Consider the following 1,281-nt stretch of genomic DNA (forward strand, 5'->3'; position numbering starts at 1 on the left):
TGGGGCTGGTTCTTCGCCATGATTCGGTACGCAGGGCAGGCGCGTTTGGGCGCGCGGGCAAAAAAAAGCCGCTGCACGGCGGCAGCGGCTTGTCCGGCCAGACCCGCTTCGCGGCAGCGGACGCCATTGTAGCGCCCGGCGCGACAGGTCTCGCGGCTTACTTCTTGTCGTGCAGGCTTTCGAGGTAGCGCTGCGCGTCGAGCGCGGCCATGCAGCCCGTGCCGGCGCTGGTGATCGCCTGGCGGTACACGTTGTCCTGCACGTCGCCCGCGGCGAACACGCCCGCGACGCTCGTCGAGGTTGCGTTGCCGTGCAGGCCGCTCTTCGTCAGGATATAGCCGTCCTTCATTTCCAGCTGGCCCTGGAACAGGTCGGTGTTCGGCTTGTGGCCGATCGCGACGAATACGCCCTGCACGTTGAGGTCTTCCGTTGCGCCGGTCTTCACGTTCTTGATGCGCAGGCCCGTGACGCCCGAATCCTCGCCGGTCACTTCGTCGAGCACGTGATCCCACTTGATCACGACGGCGCCTTCCTTTTCCTTCTCCAGCAGGCGGTCGATCAGGATCGGCTCCGCGCGGAACTTGTCGCGGCGGTGGATCACCGTGACCTTCTTCGCGATGCCCGTCAGGTAGAGCGCTTCCTCGACGGCCGTGTTGCCGCCGCCGATCACCGCGACTTCCTGGTTGCGATAGAAGAAGCCGTCGCAGGTCGCGCAGGCCGACACGCCCTTGCCCATGAACGCTTCTTCGGACGGCAGGCCGAGATACTGCGCGGACGCGCCGGTCGCGATGATCAGCGAGTCGCACGTGTATTCGCCCGAGTCGCCGATCAGGCGGATCGGCTGCTCGTGCAGCTTCGCGGTATGGATGTGATCGAAGATGATTTCGGTGTTGAAGCGCTCGGCGTGCTCGAGGAAGCGCGTCATCAGCTCCGGACCCTGCACGCCTTTCGCGTCTGCCGGCCAGTTTTCGACGTCGGTCGTGGTCATCAGCTGGCCGCCCTGCGCGATGCCGGTGATCAGCACCGGGGACAGGTTGGCGCGTGCTGCGTAGACGGCAGCCGTGTAGCCGGCGGGGCCGGAACCGAGAATCAGGACTTTGGCGTGTTTGGGCGTGGACATGTGCGAATCCGTAAAAGGCGGCCGCGGCGGGCGGGGTGGGGCTCGCCGTACGATCCGGGTTGACCGGGATGCCGTCATAGATGGGTATCAGACGCGCATTATAAAGGCCCCGTTGCTGCGTTGCCGAACGAGAGTTTCAATCGAGGCGATAGTGTCGGGCG

The 1,281-nt window shown here is 65.2% G+C and carries 1 protein-coding gene; it reads right to left on the bottom strand.

Annotated features, from left to right (window positions below):
• Positions 1 to 157: 157 nt before the first annotated feature.
• Complete coding sequence (gene trxB / locus JYJ84_RS36935) at positions 158 to 1,120, bottom strand: thioredoxin-disulfide reductase (RefSeq protein ID WP_122944706.1); 963 nt, start codon at positions 1,118 to 1,120, stop codon at positions 158 to 160.
• Positions 1,121 to 1,281: the final 161 nt, after the last annotated feature.

This window comes from Burkholderia sp. LMG 13014, from assembly GCF_905232215.1.
GTDB lineage: Bacteria > Pseudomonadota > Gammaproteobacteria > Burkholderiales > Burkholderiaceae > Burkholderia.